The following is a 21,390-nucleotide window of genomic DNA, read 5'->3' as shown; positions in this document are numbered from 1 at the left end:
CCCAACGACCCGTCACCAGACACAGCCTCAACCACCCGGCCAGCCGTCTCACGCAACGCACCCTCAGACCGACCCGACACCACCCAACCCACAGCCGGCACACCCACCGACGAGACCACCTCCACAGCAGGCGCCTCCTCCACGATCACGTGGGCGTTGGTGCCGCCCATCCCGAAGGAGGAGACCCCGGCAATCAGCCGGTGTTCCTCGTGGGGCCACGGGCCGGGGGCGCCTTGTACGCGGAGGTTGTTCTCGTCGAGTGAGACGTGGGGGTTCGGGGTCTCGTAGTTCAGGCTCGGTGGCAGTGCGCGGTGGCGCAGGCTGAGGATCGTCTTGACCAGGCCCGCGATGCCGGCGGCGCCTTCGAGGTGGCCGATGTTGGTTTTCACCGATCCGACGTGCAGGGGGCCCGAGTCCGAGTCGCGGGGGCGGCCGAGGGCCGCGCCGAGGGCGGCGGCCTCCACCGGGTCGCCGACCCGGGTTCCGGTCCCGTGGAGTTCGACGTACTGGATCTGTGAAGGGCTGACGCCCGCGTTCAGGCAGGCCTGTCGGATGACGTGTTCCTGCGCGTGGGGGTCGGGGGCGGTGAGGCCCTGGCCGCCGCCGTCGTTGTTGACGGCGCTGCCTCGGATCACCGCGTGGATGCGGTCGCCGTCTGCCACCGCGCGGGACAGGGGTTTGAGGAGGACGACCGCGGCGCCTTCGCCCCGGACGTAGCCGTTGGCGCGAGCGTCGAAGGTGTAGCACCGGCCGTCTGATGAGAAGCCGGCCATCTTGCCGGCGGCGACGGCGCTTTCGGGGGCCAGGGTCAGGTTCACTCCGCCGACCAGGGCGGTGGTGCTCTCGCCGCGGCGCAGGCTCTCACAGGCCAGGTGGACGGCGACCAGGGAGGAGGACTGGGCGGAGTCCACGACCAGGCTGGGCCCGCGCAGTCCGAAGGTGTAGGAGATGCGGTTGGCGATGATGCCGCGCTGGGCGCCGGTGAACGAGTGGCGGTGGATGGCAGCCGTGCCGCCGCGGTTCAGCAGGACGGCGTAGTCGTTCCAGATGGCGCCGACGAAGACGCCGGTCGCCGTGCCGGTGAGGCGTTCCGGAGGCGTGTGGGCGTCTTCGAGCGCCTCCCAGCTGAGCTCCAGCAGCAGGCGCTGTTGGGGGTCCATGGCCGCCGCTTCGCGGGGTCCGATGCCGAAGAAGCGGGCGTCGAACCCGACGATGCTGTCTTGGTCCAGATAGCTGCCGTAGCGGGAGTTGATCCTGCCGGGGGCTGAGGGGTCGTCGTCGTGGAGTTCGTCGGCGTTCCACCGGTCGGGGGGCGTCTCGGTGATGGCGTGACGGCCGTTCCAGAGAAGGTCCCAGTAGGCGCTGGGGGAGGGAGCGCCGGGAAAGCGGCAGGCCAGGCCGATGACGGCTACGGCGTCGGATGCCTCGTCGGTGGCCTGGTTCCGGCCCTGCGGCTCACGGCTCTTCGCGTCACTCGTCATTGCAGTAACCGCCCCTTGAGATCGACCGGTTGGTGTGGTGTTCGGCAATGGAGGTCAGGCGTGCCCGGCCCCTGGTCAGGCTCGGGTGGGGGGCTAAGCACGGGCTTGGCGACGGCTTAATTCCAAGATCGTCTGCGGCCTCCGCAACCGATCCCCCCAAAGAATTCTGCTGAGCAGGAAAACTTGCGGAGTGCGCATTTATCTGACTACCATCTGGCCATGGCCACAGACGAGGGACAGCACCTCGGCCTGCGCGGGCGAAGGAGGCGAGCCACGCGACGCGCTCTGAGCGAGGCCGCGCCGCGCCTCGCGGTCGAACGCGGACTGGACAAGGTCCTGGTGGAGGACGTCGCCGCCGTCGTCGGAGTCTCGCCCCGGACGTTCAACAACTACTTCTCCAACGAGCAGGAGGCCGTCGTCGGCCTCGCGCTCGTCCGCGCGGTCGGCTTGCGGGATCAGGGCGCCGCCCAACCGGCCGGCATGCCGCTGCGGGACGTCCTCGCGAAGACGGCCGCCGCGCATGTGCCGGATCCGGCGATGTCGAGCAGGTGGCGGCTCGGGGCCCGGTTGATCAGCGAGACCGCGCTGGAAGCCGAGCGGCCGAAGACCCACGAGGCCATCGAGAGTTCACTCGTCGAGGAGCTCGCCCTCCGCACCGGAAGGGACTTGACGGAAGATCTCCACCCCGGTCTCGCGGCCTGCGTCGGTCGCGGCGCTCACCGCCGCCGTGCGCTACCGGCTTCCCCGGCCCGGAGCGCGCGTCGTGTCCGGAAATCCAAGGCAGCGTGATCGGCCAGGTGACTGACGAGCTCTCGGAACCCGCCGTTCTTGACGTCCAGTAAAAAATTTCCCAAGAGTAAGCCGCACGGGATCCTTTAGAAGCCCGACCGATGGCCGCACCTCTCGCGATGACGCGTTTGAGGATGATTGGCCATGGCTATGGATACCTGACGGTGTGTGACGGGGGTCGACCAGCCCGAATTCGTTTCGATTATCAGGCGACGCTGCACCGTGCTGTGCCCGACGCAGTGTTCGCCTGCTGACCAGGGGGAGAGATGACGCTCATCGAGAGACGAGCGGAACTCGAGGCGCTGCGGGAGATCATGACACATGACGCCTCGGGAACCATCCGCGTAGCCGCTATCGAGGGGGCCGCGGGATGCGGTAAGACGGCACTTCTCAACGTGGCCGCCGCCGAGGCGAAATCCCGCGGGGCCGCCGTGCTGGCGATGTCGGCCTCCGGGAAACCTGGGCTGACGCGCTGTTCCATCGGCGGCGAGTGGTGGGAGTTCGCGGATACGCCGCAACACTCGATGGATGTGGCGAAGGCGGTGAACGGCCGTCCCCTCGTGATCACCCTGGACGACGCGCACCGTACCGAGTCACCTCAACTCGACTTTCTGCTGCGTCTGTTACACGTATTCGAATCCCACGGGGTGACGCTGCTGATCACGCGGCTCCTCGAACACGACCTGCGAAACTTCGCCTTCAACTCCGAGTTGCTGCGTATAGGCCGCTTCCATCGGATCCGCGTGAACCGGCTCAGCCGGGACGGAGTGGTCAAACTGATCGCGCGCCATCGCGCGGCGGACGGCGGCTCCCCGCGTCTCGGCTGTCGGGGCAGAACCACCGCCGTCGCCCCGGCCGCGCACCGGCGACTCGATGCCTACCACGCGGCCACCGGGGGAAATCCGCTCCTGCTGCGCGCTCTGCTGGAGGAGTGCGTGCCGCCCGACACCGGATCGGCAGGGCCCGCGCAGCTGGATCCGGCGCTGCGGGGGCCCTTCGCGCAGGCGGTGCTGGCCTGTCTGCAACGCAGCGGGGCCGACGTGGCGGAGGTGGCCCTGGGCATCGCCCTCCTGGAGCAGGACGCCTCGGCCGGCCTGCTCGGCGAGCTCATGGGTTTCACGCCGGCCAGGGCCGCGCAGTGCACGCGGATCCTCGAGGCGGTCGGCCTCGTCGAGGACCACCGGTTCCGCCACCCGGTCGCCCGGAACGTCGTGCTGGAGAACGTGTCCGGCCAACGCCGTGCCGAGCTCCACGAGTCCGCGGCCGTGTCGCTGCACGCGAAGGGCGCCCATCCCGTCCGCATCGCCCGGCACATCGTCAACGCCGGGCAGGTTCCCGAGGACTGGGGCGCCGCCGTGCTGCACGAGGCCGCCGACCACGCCTCCACGCGGAACGACCCGCGGTCGAGTATCCGTTTCCTGGCCCTCGCGGCGGAGCACAGCGCGGACGAACGGGTCAGGGCGGCGATCGACGTCAGGCTCGCCGCCTGCATGTGGCGGTTGAACCCGGCCGCCGCGGAACAGCCCCTGCTGCAGGCCCTCAACGCCGACCAGGTCGGGCTACTGCCGGCGGCCGAGAGCACGCTGCTCACCCGCATGCTGCTGGCCCACGGGTGGAACGTCGAGACGTCCGGCCAGCGGGGGGTGACCCAGCAGAGCGTGTGGTCGTCGCTGTGCGAGATGTACGACTCGCTGTGTTGGTCGGCGCCCCGCCCCGCCGCACCGTCGGGTCCGCCGCGCCGCAGTCGCCCCGGGCACGTCGACCCCGTCCCGCCCTGGCCAGCGCGGGCCGACACTTTCCCGGCCCAGGGGCTGTCCAGCACGATGTGGCTGGGCCCGGACGAGGGCATGGGGGACGCGGAGGCCGAGGCTGCCGAGCACGGGCTCGACATCACTCCCCTGTCCGAGGGCACCGTGCCGCTCGTGCTCAACTACCTGAAGGTGATCGCCTTCGCGGGCCGCCCGCGACGCGCCGTCGCCCACGGGCAGCGCCTGCTCGAGGAGGCGCGGCGGCGCAACGCGCCCGGCTGGGGGGCACTGTTCCTGAGCGCTCTGGCCGAGGTGGCGCTGCTGCGCGGGGCGCTGACGGAGGCGCTGGAGCTCGGTCGGCAGACCCTGAACGCGGTGCCCGACCAGGACGGGAGCACGTTCGCCGTCGCGCCGGGTCTCAGCCAGGTCCTCGCGCTCGTCGAGTTGGGCAGGCCCACCGACGCCGACGCGCTGCTCGAACAGACGGCGCCGCCGCGGCAGGTGGCCTCGAACATGGGCAGCATGCCCATTCTGCGGGCGAAGGGACGCCACCAGCTGGCCCTCGGCAGCGCGTTCGCCGCGCTCGAGTACTTCACCAGCGTCGGCGAGCTGGCCAGACGCTGGGGTGTGGACAATCCGGCCCTGGTGCCCTGGCGGTTGGACGCGGCCGAGGCGCAGCTCAGGATCGGGGACCGGGAGAGCGCCGCCCGGCTGTTGAAGGCGCAGCACCAAGCGCGTGACGCCAGCAGCCGGCGGGTCCGGGGGATGACGTTGCGTCTGCAGGCCGCGCTGGTCGCGCCAGGCGCCGCACGCATTCCGGTTCTGACGCAGGCCGCACGGGAGTTGAAGCGGTTCGGCGACAGCTACGAGACGGCCCGGGCCCTCGGCGACCTGGGGGCGGCGTACGAGGCCGCCGGTGACGCGGCGACGGCGCTGACGGTCCGACGTCGGGCTTGGCACCTGGCCAGGGAGTGTGGGGCGTGGCCGCTGTGCGAGGAGATACTTCCCGGGGCCACGGCGCAAACCGAGGCGACGGGGGACGACGAGGCGCCGCCTTTTACCCGGCTCAGCGACTCCGAGCGGAGAGTCGCCGTTCTGGCGGCTCACGGTCTCACCAACCGCGAAATAGCAGGCAAACTATCTATCACCATGAGCACGGTGGAACAGCATCTCACAAGAATTTATCGTAAGCTTCACATAGGCGGCCGCTGGGAGCTTCGACGAATGACACCTCCGCGCTCCCTGCCCACGGAAGGTTAGCCTCCCGGAACGGGCGGCCAACTGCCGGAAAACGCATACCGACGGTTACATCCGACTTTGTCAACACCCTCTTGAGGGGTGGGGTAGGGGTTGAGCGGGGACAGCGGGGACTGGCAGCTTGGAATGCGTACCAAATATCGGCTGCTTTCCACGTGACGGCCATCCAACATGGGGGGAAAGGTATGCGATATGAGGTTCTCGGTTCTCTTCGCGTCGTCGACTCGAATGGACCCACATATCTCAGCGCCCACAAGATGGAACTTCTCCTGGCGGCGCTGCTGTCCCGCTCGGGTCAGATGGTGACCATGGGGCAGTTGTGCACCGAATTATGGGGAGAACGAGCTCCTCGCCGGGCCGCCACCTCGCTGCACGTGTACATCTCTCAGCTGCGGAAATTCCTCGGCCGGCCACGGCAGTCCGAAAGTCCGATCGTGACGCGGTCTCCGGGATATGTGATCCAGATCGGCTCCGACGAGTTCGACGCCCTGGATTTCCAGCGGGGGGTCGAGGAGGGGCGCACCCACGCGTTGATCGGCGAGCGCGAGAAGGCGGTGCGCAGCTTCGAGGAGGCGCTGGGGCTGTGGCGCGGACCGGCGCTCGACGAGATCCGGGACGGTCCCATCGTCCACGGCTTCGTCACGTGGCTCGACGAACTGCGGGTCGAGTGCGCCGAGATGCTGGTGGAGGCGTATCTGCAGATGGGCCGCTACCGTGACGTGATCCCGCGTCTCCAGCAGCTCCTGGTGGAGAACCCGCTGCGTGAGGTGTTCTACCGGCATCTCATGCTGGCCCTGTACCGCACCGATCGGCGTGCCGAGGCGCTGGACGTCTACCAGTTGGCGCGTCGCCGGCTCAACGACGAGCTGGGTCTCGAGCCGTGCCGCTCGTTACGCGAGTTGCAGCAGTGCGTGCTCGCGGATGACGGCGCGGAGCACGTCCTGCTGGTCGGTGAGGGACTTCTGGGACAGCGGTTGTGAGCACCGGGCGGCGGCCGCGGCACCGCGGGGCGCACGGAGCGGAGAGCGCGAAAAGGACCGAGGTCCTGGCATCCGGAGATGCCAGGACCTCGGTCCGTCCACGCCGGCCGGCGGGGCGGCCGGCCGGCGTTCAGCCCGGGCTGGCCGCGGGGGTCGGCGCCAGGACTTCGGACAGCCGGTGGAAGAACACGGTGGGCGACTCCCAGGTGTAGAAGTGACCGCCGGGCATCCAGTGCGTGCGGACTCCGGCCGTGGTGTGGCGTGCCCAGGCCCGGACATGCTCGGGCGGCACCAGGGCGTCCGACAGGCCCGCGAACGCCTCGATGGGGCAGGGCAGCGGGTGGTCGTCGTCCGGCCGGCGACTGCCGCACAGCCGCAGGTCCGACCGGAGCAGGGCGAGGCTCAGGCGCAGCCATTCCGGGTGGTCGAGCAGCATGGTCGCGGTCCCGCCGCCGGCCAACAGCAGGCGGGTCAGGTCGTCGTCGGGCAGGCTGGCGGCTTCGGCCAGGGCGCGTGCGTGGGGCGGTGCCGCGCAGGCACCGACCAGTAGCCGGTCGGGCAGTCGCGCGCCACGGCGCAGGCGTCGCAGGGTCAGGTCGTGGGCGATCAGGGCGCCCATGCTGTGCCCGTAGAGGACGTGTGGCTCGTCCAGGACAGGGGTCAGCTCGTCGTCGAGTTCGGTCACCAGCTCGGCCATGTCACGCGGTTGGGTCTCCCGTACGCGGCTCTCGCGGCCCGGCAGCCGGACCGGGAGCACGTCGACGTCCTCGGCCAGGTGCGCCGGCCATCCCCGGAAGAGGGACGCGGCGCCGCCCGCGTGGTGGAGGCACACGAGTCTGGTGCGGGCGTCGGGACGCGGGGGCCGCGCCAGGTAGCGGGTGAGTCCGCCGACGCCGGCGCCGGGCCCCGGGGTCCGGGTCACGATGTCACCGCACGCGTGTAGACGTCCCGGAGGCTGGTGGCCGCCATCATGTCCGGCAGGGACACCGGGCGCTGGGTCTCCCGCTCCAGCAGGGCCAGTAGCGTGAGCAGGTGGACGGAGTCCCAGTCGGGCAGGGTGTCGAAGTCGGCCGCCACGTTGTCCAACGTCACCGGCAGGCCGAGTTCCTCCTGGACCAGGGTGACGAAGTCGGCGAGGCTGTTCACGGTGTGCTCTCCGATCCGTTGAGCTCGTTACGTAGCCGCACATGGGGTGCGGGCTCGGGCAGCGTCGCCAGGTCGTGGCGGAACACCGTGGTGGTGCCGTCGTCCGTCACCTGGCTGAAGCCGGCGCGCGGGTAGAAGCCGGACACCTTCCCGTTCTTGGCGGAGCGCCGGTACCTGGCCTCCACCGCCGCCGCCCCGTCGGCCCTGGCCTGCCGCAACACCGCGGCGAGGCATGTCTGTTCGATGCCGCGGGAGAAGACCCGGCAGCTGAGGAGGAAGTTGTCGATGTGGGTGGTGTCCTGGTCGCGGCGGGTGAAGACGGCGCCGACCAGGCCGTTGTCGCCGAACCGGTCCGCGGCGTGGATGGTCAGCACCCGGGCGTTCGGGGCGTCGGCCAGGCGCCGCACGTCCGGCTCACCGAGGCGTTCGGTGGTGAGGTTGAACTGGTTGGTGCGCATGGTGATCTGGGAGACCCGCGGCACCTGTTGCTCGGTGACCTCGCCGAGTCGCACGGTGACGTCGAGGTTCCGCAGGTAGTCATCGGCGGACTCGAAGGTGGCGAGGAAGTCCTTCCGGGTCAGCTCCTCCCGGTAGAGCGTGGGTCGCCGCCGGTCCTCCGTGGTGACGCTGCGCACGTCGAACCAGCCGTCGTGCAGGAGCTTCTCGGCGTGCAGGGTGGGTTCGGTGTCCAGCGGGACCACGGCCACCCGGGGCAGCTCGTGCCGGACCAGGCCGCATTCGAAGGGCGAGTCGTCGACGAACACGACGGAGTCGACGCCCAGGTTCAGGTCGGCGGCCAGCTGCCGCAGGTTGTCGTGCTTGGGTGCCCAGTTGGCGACCACCCGCACGAAGTGGTCCTCCCGCAGCGTCATCCCGGGGTGGGTCCGCAGGAGCTCGCGCACCGGCTCGATGTCGTTCTTGCTGACGGCGGCGAGCAGGACGCCCTGGGAGGCGAGTTGCGCGATCACCCGCTGGAAGCCCTGGAACGCCTCGCCACGAGGGGTCTCCGCGACCTCGACGCCGTCCGGTCCCTCGTCGCCGAGCACGCCGCCCCACAGGGTCTGGTCGAGGTCGACCGCGAGTACCTTCTTCGTCGCGCCGGTCACCTGCCGTGCCAGGTGCCCCACGTCGCGGGCGTACTCGGCAAGCATCTCGGTCGAGAGGTGGGCCTTGGCGTAGCCGCTGAGCCGGGGGTCGGTGGCGGGCACGCCGGCCGCCAGCCACGGTGACACGTCGAAGACCGTCAGGCGGGGGTGGTCGGGGGCCAGTCGCAGCAGCCGCGCGTTGGCCTCGTGCCAGGCGGCCGCCACCCGGGCGCGGGAGGTCCGGTCCACCTGCTGGGCGGTGACGAGTCGCGGCAACGGGAGGGTGTTGAGGACCAGGGTGCCGCGGGCGGTGTCCTCGTGCCGAAAGACCATCCGTTCGAGCAGGGTGAGCTTCTCCTCCAGCAGGTCGGCGGCGTCGGCCGCGGTCCACGGCAGGGGAAGCGCGTCCAGGACGATCCAGGGGTCGAGCACGCACAGGGTCAGGTCCGGGTCGTATGCGTAGAGGGCGCTGTCCGGGTCGGACAGGTCGAAGACGTAGGAGTCGAAGTCGCTCACCCGGATCCTGGCCAGGAGGCCGTGCCTGGCGAGTTCCGCGGTCAGGGCCGGCACCAGCTCGGAGAGCGTGCCGTGGCCCGTGATCGCGACGGTGACGGTGGGGGCCTCGGGGTGGGCGCGCCGCACCTCGTCGGGGTCGAGCCGGGCGAGCAGCCGGCCGGCGGCGGCGCGGTCCTTGCCTTCCAGCTCGGCGAGCAGGCGAGGGACGTCCGCGTAGTGTTTCGTCAGGTCTCCGGCGCGGTGCAGCTCGCGCAGGGTGGCCAGTGGGGTGCTGGGGCGCTGGGCGGCGGGTTCGTCACGCACGGCCGATCAGACCCTCTCCAACGCGAATCCGGCCTTGATCCACTTGCTCGACTCGACGGTGACGCCCAACGTCCGGTCGCCGGTGACGAGTTCGGGCAGCAGGCGTTCCAACTGGATGAAGGGCACGGCGTTGCCCGTGTTCGCGGTCTCGCGGACGCAGACGATCTCCTCGGCACCCGGAATGCCGAGCTCCTTGGTGACGCGGTCGGACATCTGGCCGGAGAGCTGGGGTGGCAGCAGGTAGTCGACCTCGTCCTCGGTCCAGCGCAGCGCCGCCAGCAGGTCGTTCACGATCTCCCGCGCCATCTTCGGCACGTGCTCCTCGATCGCCTTGTAGTCCTCGCTGGCGGCCGGCCGGTCGTCGTGCCGGTCGGTCAGCCCGAACCACTCGACGGTCTGGCCGGGGGCGCGGCCGAGGCCGGTGACGCGGTTGAGGACGTGGCGGATCGCGGTCGTGCCCGGCCACCGGTCCCGGGTCAGCACGGCGGCGCCGGCGCCGTCGCCGAACAGCAGCATGTTCACCAGTTCCGGGGGCGCGAGCCGGCTGACGTCCATCGACAGGTCGAAGTGCTTGACCAGCACGTCGCCGCCCATCACCAGGGCGTGGCGCCGACCGGGCGTGAGGAGCAGCTGGCGGCCCAGGTCGATCGCCTGGTAGGCGCCCGAGCAGCCCGACTGCACCTGGTAGGTGGGCACGTCGTTGATGCCCAGGCGGTCGGCGACCAGGTTGACGGTGGTGGGCAGCAGGGCGTCGGGGGTGGCGGAGGCGAACACCAGCACGTCGATGTCGGGCGTGGTCAGGCCGGCCCGCTCGATGGCCAGCCGGGCCGCCCGCTCGCCGAGGTCGACGAGGGTGGCGGTCACCTCACCGCTGTCCAGATCGACCGCGAGGTGACGCGTGCCCGTGCCGATGAAGGTGTCGATCCACTGCTGGAAGAGCTGGTCCATCCCGAACCGCCGGGCAAGGGTCGCGTTGTCCACGGGCGGCCCCGGGAGGGCGGATCCCGCCGACAGGATGCGAATGTCTGTCGCGTCCATCCCTGTCCTTTCTGAACGGCGGCGGCGATGATGCCGACCGTTGTTCGGGTGAATAGCGGCATCCTGCGCGCGAGGGCTTAAGCGGCACTTGCCCCGCCCTTGCCCGCCCGCCCGCACCGTCCCCCGTCCGCTGCTCACCGCGCTCTTCAGCAAAAACTCGGCGCATTTTCATGGGATTTAGGGGTGCTTTAGTCGTTCCCATGACGATGCCGGGGGTAGGTCGCCTTAGCGGCCTGCTGTGACACGGTTATCGGGACACCCGGGAAGGGAAAGCAATGACGCGTTTCCGCAAGCGGCACACGCGCACGGCGGCCAGCGTTGCGACGGCCGCAGCACTCAGTTTGGCGATCAGCGGATCGTCGATCGCCGACGATTCGGACTCGACGTCCGCCGAGTCGGTCGCGGGTGGCCGGGGCGAGTGTGTGAGCGTCCCCGAGGGCTGGACGGAGGAGACACTCGAGCCGTTCTGGCTCGGCCCGGTCGACCCCTACCCCGTCAACAACGTGGGCGAGGCGCTGATCTACTACGACCACATCTACGACGAGAACGACGAGCAGGTCGGCGAGGCCGTCGGATATGTCAACGCCGTCTACCGGCGGGCCGACGGCCACCTGATGACCACCTACAACCACACGGCGCAGCTGCCCGACGGGAACTTCACCGGAACCGGTCTCGTCGATCGGACCGCGATGCTGGTGGGCGGTTGGAACACCTTCCACATCCGCGGCACCACGGGGGTGTACGAGGGCAAGGTCGGCACGATGCGGTGGCGAATTCTCCAGGTGCCGCCGGACTACGACACCCGGGTCAGTCTCGACATCACGCTCTGCGGCTGAACGGCTGAGAACATGAGCGGGAAGCCATTCATCCGGCAGCGCCGACACACACTGTATTTCCTGGAGGAGATCCGCGGGTTCTCCCCCGTGTTCCTCGACACCGACGTGGATATGACGAACGTCCGCGGGCATCGGGCCACCTCCCGCCAGCACGACCGGCGGTACGCGTACGTGTCCTACGTCCTGCACGCCGCCGGACGCGTACTGGCCAGGCACCCGCAGGCGAACGCCGCGATCGAGGGCCGGGTACGCCCCCGGGTGGCGCAGTATCCGGTGGTGTCCGGGAAGGTGACGTTCGACAAGTCGCTCGCCGGCCGCCGCGTCGTCCTGGCCGCCGTGCTGCCGTCGCTCGACCGCGCGGACCTGGCCGAGATCCAGGGGCGCGTCGACGGCATGCGGGACGGGGACGCCGACGCCATGCCGGAGCTCGCCCCGTTACGGCTGTTGCACCGCCTGCCCATGTGGCTGGGCCGGTTCCTCTACCACCGGGCGGCCCGCCCACTGGGCGGGCGGCCGGAACGCCAGGGCACCTTCGCGGTGACGTCGCTCGGGCATCGGGCGGTGGATGGCTTCCACTCGGTCGGCGGCACCACGATCACCCTGGGCGTGGGGCGGATCCTGGACCGTCCCGTGGTGCGCGACGGGCGGGTGACGGCGGCGCCGATGATGCGACTGAACCTGGCTTTCGACCACCGGGTGATCGACGGTGCGGAGGCCGCCGAGATCCTCACCGAGATCAAGGAGGGGCTCGAGTCCTTCCCTCCTCCACCGTCCGTCGCCGCGCCCGACGACGTCGCGGCGGCCGTCCCAGTCGCGGGAGAGTCATGAACGACATCGACGAGCTCAAGCAGTTCGTGGTCGGTCACGCCCAGGCCCAGGCCATGCCCGAGACCCACTACCGGCCGATCCTGGACCGGATCGACAGCGACGACGAGGCCAGGCCCGGCTCCTGGGCCGTGGAGTGGAGCCGGGCGGCCGACGAGTTGGCGGCGGACGACGACCTCCTGGGGGCCGTGCGCTGCTCCAACATGGCGCGCTTCCCCTACGTCGACGGTCCCACCCGGCAGGCCGCGCTCACTTCCTGCGTGTCCACGTTCACCCGCTGGGCGGAGACCAGGCCGGGTGTCGAGCGGCTGGACGTCGAGCTGCCCAAGGGGCGCGTCAGTTGCTGGGCGGGCGGCCTGTCCGCCGAGCGGCCGCGCCCGCTGGTGATCCTGATGGGCGGCATCATCAGCATCAAGGAACAGTGGGCGCAGATCCTGCCGATGGCCGACCGGCTCGGCATGGCCATGGTCGTCACCGAACTGCCGGGGGTGGGCGAGAACACCCTGCCCTATGACGCCGACAGCTGGCGGATGCTGTCCGCCGTGCTGGACGCCGTCGAGGGCCGCGCCGACGTCGACCACACCTACGCCGCGTGCCTGAGCTTCAGCGGCCACCTGGCGCTACGCTGCGCGGCCGACGACCGGCGTCTGCGGGGCGTCCTCACGGTCGGCGCCCCGATCAGCGACTTCTTCACCGACCTGGAGTGGTTCGGGCGGCTGCCGCGGGTGACCGTGGACACCATCGCCCACCTGACCGGCTCCCCGGTCGACGAACTGCCCGAACTGCTCGCCCCCTGGGCGCTCGAGCCGGCCCTGCTGCACTCGTTGGACATCCCCGTCCACTACACGGCGAGCCTGCGGGACGAGGTCATCCCACTGGGCGACGTCGTCCAACTGCGGCGACACGTCAGGAACCTGTTCCTGACCGAGTACGACGACGTCCACGGCTCGCCGGGGCACGCCGACGAGATCCGGCTCTGGGTGCCCAACTCGCTGCTCTCGATGAGCGGCACCCGCCCGCCGGCGCGTGTGCTGACCGGACTGCTGTTGCGCGTCGCCCGGTTGCGCCGCCGCCTGCGGGGCCGCTGACGTCCCCGCCCCACCGACCCCTGACGACGATCGGAGTGTGCTGCCGTATGTCCCTGCCCAGGCCGAACGTGCTGCTGCGCGGCGGGCCCGTTCACCTTCCTGCTCGGCTACGCCTGCGGCACGTGGGCGATGTCGCCGACACGCTGAAGTTGCCCGTCGGCAACGCGTACGAGCACTTCCGGCCGACGACGGAGACCGTGGAGAAGGACGGCGAGCGACTGCGCGTGTTCGAATGGGTGCGCCGTACCTACGTGGCCGAGTGACCCGCGGGCCGCCGGCCCTCCCACCACGCCCTCCGGGCCCTGCCGCTGACGAGTTCCCCGCGGCAGGGCCCGACACGTGTGCCACGCCGCTGGGTCTGCCGGGTGGTCAGGCCCCGACCAGGTCGGGGCACGACCACCCGGCGTCGCCGACCGGTCAGGCGACCGGCGTCCGACCGTCGAGGTGGGCGGTTATCCGCTCCACGCCTCCCTGGTCGAGCCACGTCTCCAGGTCGAGCAGCCCCGGGTGCAGGCGGCGCAGGGCCGGGATGTCCGCCTGTGCCATCTTCCGCTGGTTCATCCACTCGAACCCGTCCGCCACCTCCTCGCTGCGCGCCCGCAGCGCTTCGTCGGGCACCTGCACGTACTCGATCGTCCTGCCGGTCCGCCGGCTGAGCAGTTCCGCGGTCTCCGGCGGCGTCAGCTCGTCCCCGGCGATCTCGAAGCTGCGGCCCCGGAACTCATCGGGCCGGGCGAACACCAGCACCACGAAGACCGCGATGTCGTCGGCGGCGATGAACTGCTGCCCGATGTCCGGCTTCAGGCCGGTGGTGAACTTCCCGCCCTGCAGGCCCACCAGGGGGTGCACGAAGTTCTCCATGAACGTCGTCGGGCGCACCACCGTGGCGGGCAGGCCGAGCTCCGCGATCCGTCGCTCGATCCGCGCCTTGGGTTCCAGGATCGACAGGCCGCGCGGCGTGTCCGCGCCGTTCGCGGACGTGTACACGAAGGTCTCGACGCCCACCTCGGCGGCGGCCTCGGCCACGTTCACGCCCCAGCGGGCCTCGTCCTGCCAGACGAAGCCGGGTGGCAGGTCGGAGCCCGCGGCCGCCTGCACGCTGAACACGCCGTGGACGCCCTTCATCGCCCCGGTCAGGGACGCGGGGTCGTCCATGTCCCCGCGGACGAGCTCGACGCCCAGCGCGGTCAGCGCCCGGGCGGACGGCTTGGCCGGGTCGCGGGTCAGTGCCCGCACGCGCCAGCCCTCGGCGAGCAGCTTCCGGGCGACGGCGCCGCCCTGCGTGCCCGTCGCGCCGGTCACCAGGATGACCTGGGATGCCTTGTCCATGTGTTCCTTCTCCTCACGAAACTCGGGCGAACGGGGTCAGGCGGGAAGCAGTGTGTAGTCGGCGTAGTTGCCCGGCAGGCGCTCGCGGTTGGGGCCGCGGGTGACCGCGCGCACCAGGAGTTCGCCGCCGACGAACGCACCGCGCCACGAGTTGCCGTGGCCGCCGAAGTACTCCGCGCGGTCGCCGCGCGACCGGGGACGGTTCACGCCGATCTTGAACGCCCTTATGTCCTGGGCGAGTTCGGTTGCGGTCGGCTCGTCGTCGCAGGAGATGGTCGCTACCAGCGCGCCGTTGGAGGCGTTCATGGCGGACAGCAACTCCGCCCGGGTGTCCACGACGGCGATGGTGTCGACCGGGCCGAACGGCTCGGCGTGGAACAGCGGCGAGGAGCGTGGCGGCGAAAGCACCGCCGTCGGCGGCAGGTAGGCGCTCGTGTCCTGGCCCGGCAGGAACAGGCCGTCGTCCAGTGACCCGCGGTAGACGGGCAGGCCGCCGCCGGCGATCGTCTCCTCCGTGACGCCGGCCAACTCCTTGGCCTTCGCGTTGTTGATCAGCGGCCCGTAGTCCAGGTCAGGGAAGGGATCATTCGCCTCGGTGACCGCCAACGGATTCCCGAAACGCACCTGCCGCACCGCGGAGAGATAGGCGTCCAGAAAGCGGTCGAGTATCCGGCGCTGCACCACGAAGCGTGGAAATGCCGTGCACCGCTGTTTGCCGTATTCGAAGGTCTTCCTGATCTGCTCGCTCAGCAGCTTCCAGTCACTGTATTCCCAGACGCCCCAGGTGTTCAGGCCCTCCTGTTCCAGCATGTGGCGGCGCCCGAGCCCGGCCAGCGCGGCGGCGACGCGCCCGCCCGCCGCCCGCCCGCCGACGAACGACACGCCGCCCACGTGCGGCGAACGGACCAGCGCCTCGTTGAGGTCGCCGCCCCGGCCGCTGATCAGCGTGGCCGGCAGCCCGTTGCGCACGGCCAGCGCACAGGCCAGCGTCAGGCAGCACAGGCCGCCGTTGGTGGGCACCTTGGCCACCACCGCGTTACCGGCCAGCGCCTGCACCAGCATGGCGTGCATCAGCACGCTCATCGGGTAGTTCCAGCTGGCGATGTTGGACACCGGCCCGTCGAGGGCGACGCGGCCCTCCAGGTGCCCCTCGCTCTCGGCCACGTACCAGCGCACCCCGTCGATGCAACGATCGACGTCCGCGCGGGCCAGCCGCCATGGCTTGCCGATCTCCCACACGAGCAGCAGGGCGAGCAGGTCGCGGTGTTCGAGCAGCGCGTCGAGGGTGGCGCTCACCCGCGACTTCCGCTCGGCCAGCGGTACCCGGCGCCACGCCTGGTGGGCGTCGTAGGCGGCGCGCACCGCCTCGTACGCCTCGGCGCCGCTGAGGAGGGGTGGCCCAGGAAGCGGCGTCCCGTCGACCGGGGAGACGGCGGGTTGCGGAAGCCCGTCCGGCTGCCAGGTACCGGCCCACAGGTTGCGGACCCGCTCGTCGTCGAACGCCTCCGGTGCCAGGCTCACGCACCGCGCGTATGTCTCATCCCATCCGGTGCCGGCTTTCAGTAGCCGTCCCGGCGTTCGTTCCTTCGGTTCTGTCGGTCGCATCATCCGTCCTCGGATTACGTCCTCAGGAGGACATGGCTGGTCCAGCCTGACGCTAATGACACGCCTTGGCCGATCCTTAAGGACGGCCGAGTCGCCGCCGGAAACGACCCGGGTTAAGGCACCGCCAAGCCCCCGCCAAGTCCCGGGTAAGTGCGGCGGGAAATCGTTGCCTGGTCACCCGAGCCCTGCCACCACCAGGCCGCTTTCCGTCGCTCCGTCCGCCAAGGGGACTGCAGAACATGGCGAATGAAGAAAAGCTGCGCGACTACCTCAAGCGAGTCACCGCGGATCTGCAGCAGACCCGCCAACGTCTGCTGCGGGCGGAGGCCCGGCACCACGAGCCCGTCGCGATCGTCGGCATGGCGTGCCGCTACCCGGGCGGGGCCCGCTCCCCCGAGGACCTGTGGCGGCTGATCGCCGACGGCGGGGACGCCATCTCCCCGTTTCCCACCACTCGGGACTGGGACCTGAACGGCCTCTACGATCCGGACCCCGGCCGCTCCGGCACCTGCTACACCCGGCACGGCGGTTTCCTCGACGACGCCGACGAGTTCGACGCCGAGTTCTTCGGCGTCCATCCCCGCGAGGCGCTCGCCATGGACCCGCAGCAGCGACTGCTGCTCCAGACCGGCTGGGAGGCACTCGAACGCGCCGGGATCGACCCCGTCTCCCTGCGCGGCAGCCACACCGGCGTGTTCGCCGGCGTGATGTACAACGACTACGGCTCCCGCTTCTCCGAGACCCCCGAGGGCTACGACGGTTACCTCGTCAACGGCAGCGCGGGCAGTGTCGCGTCAGGGCGCGTCGCCTACACCTTCGGCTTCGAGGGGCCGGCCGTCACCGTGGACACGGCCTGCTCCTCGTCGCTGGTCGCCCTCCATCTCGCCGCGCAGGCGCTGCGCCGCCGCGAGTGCGAACTCGCGCTGGCCGGCGGCGTCAGCGTGATGTCCACGCCCGGTTCCCTCGTCGACTTCAGCCGTCAGCGTGGCCTGGCCGAGGACGGCAGGGTGAAGGCGTTCTCGGCGGCCGCCGACGGCACCGCCCTGGGCGAAGGCGCGGGGCTGCTGCTACTCGAGCGCCTGGCCGACGCCCGACGCAACGGGCACCCGGTGCTCGCCGTGGTCCGCGGCTCGGCCGTCAACCAGGACGGCGCCAGCAGCCAGCTGACCGCCCCCAACGGCCCCTCGCAGGAGCGGGTCATCCGGCAGGCGCTGGCCGACGCCCGGTTGACCGCCGCCGACATCGACGCCGTCGAGGCCCACGGCACCGGCACCACCCTCGGCGACCCCATCGAGGCTCGCGCACTCCAGGCGACGTACGGGCGTGACCGGCCCACCGGCCGACCGCTGTGGCTGGGCTCGGTCAAGTCCAACATCGGCCACGCGCAGGCCGCCGCCGGCGTCGCCGGGGTGATCAAGATGGTGATGGCGATGCGCCACCGCACCCTGCCGGCCACGCTGCACGTCGACCGGCCCTCGCCGCACGTCGACTGGAACACCGCCGACGTCGAACTACTGACCGCCCGTCGAGCGTGGGACAAGGCCGACGCCCCCCGCCGCGCCGGCGTCTCGTCGTTCGGTATCAGCGGCACCAACGCGCACGTCGTCCTCGAGGAGCCCACCCCCGAGACGGCGAACGAGGCCGATCCCACCTCGACCACCGCCACGGGCGGCCCCGTCCCGTGGGTCCTGTCGGCACGCGGCGCCACCGGTCTTGCCCGGCAGGCCGCCAGGCTGCGCGACCGACTCGCGACCGCCCCCGAGACCGAGCGCGCCGCCGACATCGGCTTCTCCCTGGCCACCACCCGAGCCCACCTCAGCCACCGCGCGGTCATCGTCGCCGAGAGCCGCGCCGAGTTCACCGACGCCCTGACGGCGCTGGCCGACGGCGTCCCCCACCCGCGACTGCTGACCGGCAGGAGCACCGGCAACCGCGGCCGCGTCGCCTTCCTGTTCCCCGGCGAAGACGGCCACCGCCCGGGCGCGGGCCGTGAACTGTACGCCAGCCACCCGTCGTTCGCCGCGGCGTTCGACACTGTCTGCGCCCGCCTCGACCACCACTTCGGAGCTGCCCTCCCACGCCCGCTGCGGGAGGTCCTGCTCACCGACCCGGCCGTGGCACCGGGCGACGCCGTCGCCGCGCGAGCCGCCCTCTTCGCTGTCGAGATCGCGTTGTTCCGCCTCTTCGAGTCCTGGAACGTCCGGCCCGACGTCCTCCTCGGTCACGGCGTGGGGGAACTCGCCGCCGCCCACGCCTCCGGCGCGCTGTCCCTGGACGACGCCTGCGCCCTGGTCGCCGCCCACGGGCAGGCTGAGCTCCGCACGGCCGCGGCCGCGGCCGCCCACGGTCACATCGACATTCCCTTCGTGTCCTGCCTGACCGGCCACGAGGTGCTCCCCGAGGAACTGGCCAGCCCCGACCACTGGGCACGTCTCGCCGACGACCCCGGTCATCTCCCCGATGCCGTCCGGTGCCTCGCCGACCTCGACATCACCCGCTGCGCCGTCCTCGGCCCCGGCGACACCAACGCCCTCCGCGACGCACTGGCCGCCGCCGGCCACGAACTCCCCGTCGTCGCCGCCCTGTCCCAGACCGCCTCCGAGCCACACGCGGTGCTCGCCACGCTGGCCGCCCTGCACCTCGACGGCGCCACCGCCGACTGGCACGCCGTCTTCGCCACCGCCGGGCCGCGCCGTGTCGAACTCCCCACCTACGCCTTCGCCCGCGACCGCCACTGGCTCTCGGCGCCCGCTCCGGCCACCGACGCCACCCGCCTCGGGCTCGTCGCAACCGGCCACCCACTCCTCGGCGGCTCCCTGACCCTCGCCGACGGCGACGGCATCGTCGTCACCGGCCGGCTCGCCCGGGACACCCACCCCTGGCTCGCCGACCACGCCGTCGCCGGCGCCGTCATCCTCTCCGGCACTTCGTTCGTCGAGATGGCGGTCCACGCCGGCGACCAGGTGGGGTGCGGCCAGCTCCAGGAACTTCTCCTGCAAACGCCCCTGCTGCTGCCCGAGCGCGGTGCCGTGCACACCCAGATCCTGGTCACGGCCCCCGACGAGACCGGCCGCCGCGGCCTCGCCGTGCACTCCCGTCCTGAGGACGCCGATCCGGACGCCCCCTGGACCCAGCACGCGAGCGGCACCCTCTCCCCCACCACCGCCCCGGCCTTCCGACCGGACGGCGCGTGGCCACCCGCCGGCGCCGAACCCGCTCCTGTCGACGACCTCTACGACACCCTCGCCGCCGCCGGCTACCACTACGGCCCGACGTTCCGCGGCCTACGCGCCGCCTGGCGACACGGCACGCGGGTCCACGCCGAGGTCGCCCTGCCCGACGGCGGCACCAGCGGCGCCGAGGCGGCCCGATACGGGCTGCACCCCGCCCTGCTCGACGCCGCCCTGCACGGCTTCGCCCTCTGGCGCGACGGCGACACCCCCCTGCTGGTCCCCTTCGCATGGTCCGGCGTCACCCTCCACGCCGCCCACGCCACCAGCCTCCGCGTCACCCTGACCCGCGGCGACGACGGCACGATCTCCCTCACCGCCACCGACCCCGCCGGCGTCCCCGTCATCTCCGTCGACGCCCTCACGGTCCGCCCCGTGTCCGCCGGGCAACTCGCCGGCGACGCCACCCGGGCCGACGGCGTCGACTCGCTCTACCGGGTCTCCTGGACCCCGCTGCCCGGCGCTGACACCGTCCCGCCCGCCCCCGCGGAGTGGGCCGTCGTCACCGCCGCCGGCGACCCGGCCCGAGCCGTGACCGACGCGCTCCGTGCCGACGGTGTCACCGTCCGGGCCCATCAGGACATCGCCGCCCTCCGGGCCGCCATGCGCGACGGAAGGACCACTCCCGAGGTGGTCCTCCTGCCCTGCGCCGCGACCGGCCCGGTGCCCGACCCCGCCGCGGCCCACGACCTCACCGCCCGGGTGCTGGACACCGTCCAGCGGTGGCTGGCGACCGACAACCTCGCTGGCATCCCGCTGGCCATCCTCACCCGCGGCGCCACCGCCCAGGACACCGCCGCCCGGGTCGACCCCGCCCAGGCCGCCGTCTGGGGCCTATGCCGCGCCACCCAGTCCGAGCACACCGACGGGGAACACCGCCTGCTGCTCGTCGATCTCCCCCCGGACACCACGGACGCCGGCGGTCTCGCCGCCGCGGTGGCCACCGCCCGCGCACGGAACGAACCCCAACTCATGGTCCGCGGCGACACCCTGGCCGCACCCCGGCTGACCCGCCTGTCCGGCGAACGCGCCGCCATGGTGCCACCCGCCGACGCCCCGGCCTGGCGGCTGGACTCCGTCTCGACCGGCACCCTGGACAGCCTCGCCCTGATACCCGCACCGGAGGCCGCCGGGCCCCTCGCTGCCGGGCAGGTGCGCATCGCCGTGCACGCCGCCGGCCTGAACTTCCGCGACGTCCTCATCGCCTTGGGCGTCGTCCCCGCCACCGCGGCCGCCATGGGCGGCGAGGGCGCCGGCGTCGTCGTCGAGACAGCCGAGGACGTCACCGGCCTCGCGCCTGGCGACCGTGTGATGGGCATGGTCCCCGGCTTCTTCGGCCCGCTGGCCGTCGCCGACCAGCACATGGTCACCCGCATCCCAGACGGCCTGACCTTCGAGCAGGCCGCCTCCCTGCCGATCGCCTACATGACGGCCCACCTCGGCCTGGTGGAGGTCGCCCGCCTGGCTCCCGGCGAGACCCTCCTGGTACACGCCGGCGCCGGCGGCGTCGGCATGGCCGCCATCCAGCTCGCCCGTCACCTGGGGGCCGAGGTCTTCGCCACCGCCAGCGAGAGCAAGTGGGACGCGTTGCGTCAACTCGGCCTCGACGACCACCACATCGCCTCGTCCCGCACCCTGGAGTTCGAACAACGCTTCCGGGCGGTCACCGGCGGGCGCGGCGTCGACGTCGTCCTGGACTCACTCACCGGCGAGTTCGTGGACGCCTCACTCCGACTCCTCGCCGACGGCGGACGATTCGCCGAGATGGGCAAGACCGACATCCGCGATCCGCGCGACGTCGCCGACCAGTACCCGCACATCTCCCGCTACGAGGCGTTCGACCTGCTCGGCGCCAGCCCGGAGAAGATACGGCGACTGCTCACCGAGGTCGTACGGCTCGTGGAGTCAGGCGCCGTCCACAGCCTGCCGCTGCGCACCTGGGACATCCGGCGGGCCCCCGAGGCGTTCCGTCACATGAGCCAGGCCCGCCACACCGGCAAGATCGTCCTGACCATGCCGCGCACCGCCGACCCGGCCGGCACGGTGTTGGTGACGGGGGGTACGGGTGGTCTTGGTGCGTTGGTGGCGCGTCACCTGGTCACGGAGCACGGGGCACGTCATCTGTTGTTGGTCA

The 21,390-nt window shown here is 71.5% G+C and carries 15 protein-coding genes; 8 read left to right on the top strand and 7 right to left on the bottom strand.

What is annotated here, in order from left to right; genetic code table 11:
- Positions 1-1,481 (bottom strand): type I polyketide synthase (locus ACYVPE_RS34345; protein WP_461037724.1); only part of this gene is annotated, 1,481 nt, incomplete at its 3' end.
- A gap of 219 nt (positions 1,482-1,700) precedes the next feature.
- On the opposite strand from ACYVPE_RS34345, the gene ACYVPE_RS34340 reads away from it, so the two are divergent.
- From ACYVPE_RS34340 to ACYVPE_RS34330, 3 genes are all read left to right on the top strand, one after another.
- Positions 1,701-2,270, top strand: coding sequence for a TetR family transcriptional regulator (locus ACYVPE_RS34340; RefSeq protein WP_461037723.1), 570 nt, complete (start codon positions 1,701-1,703; stop codon positions 2,268-2,270).
- A 266-nt stretch (positions 2,271-2,536) separates the two neighbouring features.
- Entirely contained in the window at positions 2,537-5,278 is a 2,742-nt protein-coding gene (locus tag ACYVPE_RS34335) for a helix-turn-helix transcriptional regulator (protein ID WP_461037722.1), read from the top strand.
- Between the two features lie 254 nt (positions 5,279-5,532).
- Positions 5,533-6,255, top strand: coding sequence for an AfsR/SARP family transcriptional regulator (locus ACYVPE_RS34330; protein WP_461037721.1), 723 nt, complete (start codon positions 5,533-5,535; stop codon positions 6,253-6,255).
- A 130-nt stretch (positions 6,256-6,385) separates the two neighbouring features.
- On the opposite strand, the gene ACYVPE_RS34325 is transcribed toward ACYVPE_RS34330, so the two are convergent.
- From ACYVPE_RS34325 to ACYVPE_RS34310, 4 genes are read right to left on the bottom strand one after another with little or no spacing between them, the layout of a single operon-like run.
- Positions 6,386-7,177, bottom strand: coding sequence for a thioesterase II family protein (locus ACYVPE_RS34325; RefSeq protein ID WP_461037720.1), 792 nt, complete (start codon positions 7,175-7,177; stop codon positions 6,386-6,388).
- Positions 7,174-7,401 (bottom strand): phosphopantetheine-binding protein, encoded by a 228-nt coding sequence (locus ACYVPE_RS34320; protein ID WP_461037719.1) that lies wholly within the window; start codon positions 7,399-7,401, stop codon positions 7,174-7,176. Before ACYVPE_RS34320 ends, ACYVPE_RS34325 begins: the two co-directional genes overlap by 4 nt.
- Complete coding sequence (locus tag ACYVPE_RS34315) at positions 7,398-9,305, bottom strand: HAD-IIIC family phosphatase (RefSeq protein ID WP_461037718.1); 1,908 nt, start codon at positions 9,303-9,305, stop codon at positions 7,398-7,400. Before ACYVPE_RS34315 ends, ACYVPE_RS34320 begins: the two co-directional genes overlap by 4 nt.
- Positions 9,306-9,311: 6 nt before the next feature.
- A complete protein-coding gene (locus ACYVPE_RS34310) occupies positions 9,312-10,343 on the bottom strand; it encodes a 3-oxoacyl-ACP synthase III family protein (RefSeq protein WP_461037717.1) in 1,032 nt (343 codons plus the stop codon).
- Between the two features lie 422 nt (positions 10,344-10,765).
- On the opposite strand from ACYVPE_RS34310, the gene ACYVPE_RS34305 reads away from it, so the two are divergent.
- From ACYVPE_RS34305 to ACYVPE_RS34290, 4 genes are read left to right on the top strand one after another with little or no spacing between them, the layout of a single operon-like run.
- Positions 10,766-11,179: an allene oxide cyclase barrel-like domain-containing protein gene (locus ACYVPE_RS34305; protein WP_461037716.1), complete on the top strand. Its 414-nt coding sequence runs from the start codon at positions 10,766-10,768 to the stop codon at positions 11,177-11,179.
- 12 nt (positions 11,180-11,191) lie between these two features.
- Positions 11,192-12,007 carry a 2-oxo acid dehydrogenase subunit E2 gene (locus ACYVPE_RS34300; RefSeq protein WP_461037715.1) on the top strand — a complete coding sequence of 272 codons (816 nt, stop codon included), beginning with the start codon at positions 11,192-11,194 and terminating at the stop codon, positions 12,005-12,007.
- A complete protein-coding gene (locus tag ACYVPE_RS34295; RefSeq protein WP_461037714.1) occupies positions 12,004-13,092 on the top strand; it encodes an alpha/beta hydrolase in 1,089 nt (362 codons plus the stop codon). The genes ACYVPE_RS34300 and ACYVPE_RS34295 overlap by 4 nt, the downstream gene beginning before the upstream one ends.
- 47 nt (positions 13,093-13,139) lie before the next feature.
- A complete protein-coding gene (locus ACYVPE_RS34290; RefSeq protein ID WP_461037713.1) occupies positions 13,140-13,355 on the top strand; it encodes a DUF5988 family protein in 216 nt (71 codons plus the stop codon).
- Between the two features lie 154 nt (positions 13,356-13,509).
- On the opposite strand, the gene ACYVPE_RS34285 is transcribed toward ACYVPE_RS34290, so the two are convergent.
- Complete coding sequence (locus tag ACYVPE_RS34285; RefSeq protein ID WP_461037712.1) at positions 13,510-14,421, bottom strand: NmrA/HSCARG family protein; 912 nt, start codon at positions 14,419-14,421, stop codon at positions 13,510-13,512.
- A 36-nt stretch (positions 14,422-14,457) separates the two neighbouring features.
- On the bottom strand, positions 14,458-16,026 hold the full coding sequence (locus tag ACYVPE_RS34280) for an aldehyde dehydrogenase family protein (protein ID WP_461037711.1): 1,569 nt from the start codon (positions 16,024-16,026) through the stop codon (positions 14,458-14,460).
- A gap of 239 nt (positions 16,027-16,265) precedes the next feature.
- Here ACYVPE_RS34280 and ACYVPE_RS34275 point away from each other — a divergent pair.
- Positions 16,266-21,390: beta-ketoacyl synthase N-terminal-like domain-containing protein (locus ACYVPE_RS34275; RefSeq protein ID WP_461037710.1), on the top strand; the 5,125-nt coding region annotated here is incomplete at its 3' end.

This window comes from Streptomyces mayteni, from assembly GCF_054783955.1.
The sequence above is the reverse complement of the archived record's forward strand: the minus strand, read 5'-3'. Positions and strand labels throughout refer to the sequence as shown.

Excerpts from the sequence above, each read along its gene's own strand:
- ACYVPE_RS34340 (WP_461037723.1), top strand. The coding sequence starts at position 1,701 with ATGGCCACAGACGAGGGACAGCACCTCGGCCTGCGCGGGCGAAGGAGG.
- ACYVPE_RS34300 (WP_461037715.1), top strand. The coding sequence starts at position 11,192 with ATGAGCGGGAAGCCATTCATCCGGCAGCGCCGACACACACTGTATTTC.
- ACYVPE_RS34335 (WP_461037722.1), top strand. The coding sequence starts at position 2,537 with ATGACGCTCATCGAGAGACGAGCGGAACTCGAGGCGCTGCGGGAGATC.
- ACYVPE_RS34330 (WP_461037721.1), top strand. The coding sequence starts at position 5,533 with ATGGAACTTCTCCTGGCGGCGCTGCTGTCCCGCTCGGGTCAGATGGTG.
- ACYVPE_RS34295 (WP_461037714.1), top strand. The coding sequence starts at position 12,004 with ATGAACGACATCGACGAGCTCAAGCAGTTCGTGGTCGGTCACGCCCAG.
- ACYVPE_RS34310 (WP_461037717.1), bottom strand. The coding sequence starts at position 10,343 with ATGGACGCGACAGACATTCGCATCCTGTCGGCGGGATCCGCCCTCCCG.
- ACYVPE_RS34280 (WP_461037711.1), bottom strand. The coding sequence starts at position 16,026 with ATGCGACCGACAGAACCGAAGGAACGAACGCCGGGACGGCTACTGAAA.
- ACYVPE_RS34285 (WP_461037712.1), bottom strand. The coding sequence starts at position 14,421 with ATGGACAAGGCATCCCAGGTCATCCTGGTGACCGGCGCGACGGGCACG.
- ACYVPE_RS34290 (WP_461037713.1), top strand. The coding sequence starts at position 13,140 with ATGTCCCTGCCCAGGCCGAACGTGCTGCTGCGCGGCGGGCCCGTTCAC.